This window comes from Pseudomonas sp. NBRC 111127 (assembly GCF_001320345.1).
Taxonomy (GTDB): domain Bacteria; phylum Pseudomonadota; class Gammaproteobacteria; order Pseudomonadales; family Pseudomonadaceae; genus Aquipseudomonas; species Aquipseudomonas juntendi.
This window is the reverse complement of record NZ_BCBD01000266.1, coordinates 1-3,350: the sequence shown is the minus strand read 5'-3', so window position 1 is coordinate 3,350 and position 3,350 is coordinate 1. Positions and strand designations below refer to the sequence as shown.

The window sequence follows — 3,350 nt, the reverse complement described above, 5'->3', positions numbered from 1 at the left end:
AGTAAACAAAAAAAGCCGGCCCCTTATGCAAGGAGCCGGCTTGTATGCGTACTGCTAGTGATCGGTTACTTACCCGCAGTCAACGCGTTATAGCTGGTCATCAGATTCCGATAATCCGGAATGTGGTTGGAGCACAGCGCCGCCAGCCCTTCCACATCATTGCGCCAGTCACGGTGCAGCTCACAGGCCACGCCAAACCAGGTCATCATCTGCGCACCGGCCTGGCTCATGCGGTCATGCGCCGCATCGCGGGTCATTTCGTTGAAGGTGCCGGAAGCATCAGTCACCACGAACACGTCAAACTCCTCTTCCAGCGCCGACAGCGCCGGGAACGCCACGCACACCTCGGTCACCACACCGGCAATGATCAGTTGCTTCTTGCCAGTCGCCTTCACCGCCTTGACGAAGTCTTCGTTGTCCCAGGCGTTGATCTGGCCGGGGCGAGCGATGTACGGCGCGTCCGGGAACAGTTCCTTCAGCTCGGGTACCAGCGGGCCGTTGGGGCCTTGTTCGAAGCTGGTGGTGAGGATGGTAGGCAGGTTGAAGAACTTCGCCAGGTCGGCCAGGGCCAGCACGTTGTTCTTGAACTTGTCCGGCTCGATGTCACGCACCAGCGACAGCAGGCCAGCCTGGTGGTCTACCAGCAGTACAGCGGCGTCGTCTTTGTTCAGGCGGTTGTAGGTGAATTTGCTCATGGTCTGTGCTCCAAAGGTTTATGAATTTTTCAGCTATTCGGGGTGTTTCGCGTTGATGGGCACAGATTAAAATCATCACCTTTGTGGCGGTAGTCAGCAGAATCTGGCTTTAGCGTTCCGTTTCGTGAACGATGGATGTGTGGGGCTGTGCCGACCTCATCGCCGGCAAGCCAAAACCCGGAGACCGATCATTGGAAGACCTCAACTCCCTCTACTACTTCACCCAGGTAGTCGAGCACGGTGGTTTCGCCCCGGCAGGCCGGGCCCTGGACATGCCCAAGTCGAAGCTCAGCCGGCGCATCGCCGACCTGGAGGAGCGCCTGGGCGTGCGCCTGCTGCACCGCACCAGCCGCCATTGCTCGCTCACCGAGATCGGCCAGGCCTACTACAACCGCTGCCTGGCCATGCGCGTGGAGGCCGAGGGTGCGGCGGAGATCATCGAGCGCAACCGCAGCGAACCGCGCGGGCTGGTGCGCATCAGTTGCCCGACCACCCTGCTCAACTCCTGGGTCGGGCCGATGCTGACCCGCTACATGCTCAAGTACCCGCAGGTGGAGCTGTTCATCGAAAGTACCAACCGCCGCGTCGACCTGCTGCACGAGGGCTTCGACATCGCCCTGCGGGTGCGCTTCCCACCGTTGGAAAACACCGACATGGTGATGAAGGTGCTAAGCAACAGCACCCAGTGCCTGGTCGGCCAACCTCAATACCTGGAGCAGTTACCCAAAGGTTTCGACCCGCAGTTGCTCAGCACGCTGCCCAGCCTGCACTGGGGCAGCGCCCAGCGCGAGTACCTGTGGGAGCTGTTTTGGGGTGAAGACAGCAGCCGCAGCATCGTCATACCGCACAAACCACGCATGGTGACCGACGACCTGTTTGCCTTGCGCCATTTCGTGGTGGCCGGGGTCGGCATTGCGCACTTGCCGCGGGTGGCTGTGCGCGAGGACCTGGCGGCGGGGCGGCTGGTGGAGCTGATCCCGGACTGGCACCCGCGCTGTGGCATCGTGCATGCAATCTTCCCATCGCGGCGCGGGTTGCTGCCTTCGGTGCGGGCGTTGATTGATCACTTGGCCGAAGAGTTTGCGGTCAGCGACATGGCTTGAGTCCTGAGCTGGCTTCTTCGCGGGCATGCCCGCTCCCACAGGTACCGCACAGGGCCCAGCACACCCTTACAAGACCCCTGGCCTATCCTCCACCCACACTGCCGGATCATCCGCCGGAGCCCCCCATGATCCGCGCCATTCATAGGCCAGGCCGCGCCCTGCTCGCCACCCTCGCCCTGTGCCCGGCACTCAGCCAGGCCGCTGAACCCGGCTGGGCGCTGCTCAGCCGCAATTACTTCCTGCACAGCGACTTCCGCTCACCTTCCGGCAGTGGCCAGAACTACCGCCAGGAATGGGCCCAGGGCTTCATCGGCGAGGTCCGCTCGGGCTTCACCGAAGGCACGCTTGGCGTCGGTATCGACGCCCATGGCTTTCTCGGTTTCAAGCTCGACGGCGGTCGCGGCCACTCCGGCACCGGCCTGCTGCCACGCGACAGCGATGGCCGCGCCGAATCCGACTACTCCAGCGCCGGCGCCGCGCTAAAGCTGCGCCTGGGCAACACCCAGCTGCGCTACGGGGAAATGATGGTTGAAACCCCGGTGTTCGACACCGGCGACAAACGCCTGCACCCCGAATACGCCACCGGCTGGTTGGTCGAGAACAATGACCTGCCGGACTGGCGCCTGCAGGCCGGGCGCTTCACCGCCTTCAACAACCAGGACAACAGCTCGACCCACGACGACTTCAGCGGCTACGGCGCCACCACCCACAACCGCGCCATCAGCCTGGCAGGCGCCAGCTTCGCGCCCTCTGGCCCGTTCGGCGGCGCGTTATATGCCGGGCAGTTGCAAGACACCTGGCGCCAGGCCTACCTCAACCTGAACCTGACCGAAGGCAACTGGCGCCTGGACGGCAACCTTTACCACACCCGTGACACCGGTAGCGCCAGCGCCGGTGCGATCGACACGCTCGCCTACAGCCTGCTTACCAAGTACCGTTTCGGTGCCCAGGCGCTGAGCCTGGCCTATCAGAAGGTCGAGGGCGACACTCCGTTCGACTTCGTCGGTGGCGACTCCATCTACCTGGCCAATTCGATCAAGTACGCCGACTTCAACGGCCCTGGCGAGCGCTCGTGGCAACTGCGCTACGACCTCGACTTCGCCACCCTGGGCGTGCCCGGCCTGAGCCTGATGGGCCGTTACGTCAGTGGCCGCGACATCGATGGCAGCCATGCCCCGGCAAATGGGGCTTATGTGAACCAGTACGGCAACGGAGGCAAGCACTGGGAGCGCGACATAGACCTGAAATACGTGGTGCAGTCCGGTGCCGCCAAGGACCTGAGCCTGTCGTTCTCCCACGTCAGCCACCGTGCCAATCAGGCCCAGGGCGGCGATGACATCGACCGCCTCTACCTGATCATCGAATACCCGCTCAAAGGTAGCTTCTAAAGTCGGGCTTTCAGCGCGACCCTTCGCGGGCACGCCCGCTCCCACAGGGGATCGCGCATTTCTTGAGTTCAGCGCCTAACGTGTGGAAGCGGGCGTGCCCGCGAAGGGCTGCAAAGCAGCCCCTTCTTTTCGACACATCAGCTTAGAAAGCAAAGCACGAACAG

The 3,350-nt window shown here is 63.0% G+C and carries 3 protein-coding genes; 2 read left to right on the top strand and 1 reads right to left on the bottom strand.

Annotated features, from left to right (window positions below):
- Positions 1–65: 65 nt before the first annotated feature.
- Positions 66–695: an isochorismate family cysteine hydrolase YcaC gene (ycaC, locus tag APH30_RS26540; RefSeq protein WP_054914198.1), complete on the bottom strand. Its 630-nt coding sequence runs from the start codon at positions 693–695 to the stop codon at positions 66–68.
- A 191-nt stretch (positions 696–886) separates the two neighbouring features.
- On the opposite strand from ycaC, the gene APH30_RS26535 reads away from it, so the two are divergent.
- Together APH30_RS26535 and APH30_RS26530 are read left to right on the top strand one after the other, a co-directional pair.
- Positions 887–1,798 (top strand): LysR substrate-binding domain-containing protein, encoded by a 912-nt coding sequence (locus APH30_RS26535; protein ID WP_054914197.1) that lies wholly within the window; start codon positions 887–889, stop codon positions 1,796–1,798.
- 125 nt (positions 1,799–1,923) lie between these two features.
- Entirely contained in the window at positions 1,924–3,186 is a 1,263-nt protein-coding gene (locus tag APH30_RS26530; RefSeq protein WP_054914196.1) for an OprD family porin, read from the top strand.
- The last annotated feature ends 164 nt before the right edge of the window (positions 3,187–3,350 follow it).

Coding starts and splice junctions, on each gene's coding strand:
- APH30_RS26530 (WP_054914196.1), top strand. CDS start 1,924: ATGATCCGCGCCATTCATAGGCCAGGCCGCGCCCTGCTCGCCACCCTC.
- ycaC (WP_054914198.1), bottom strand. CDS start 695: ATGAGCAAATTCACCTACAACCGCCTGAACAAAGACGACGCCGCTGTA.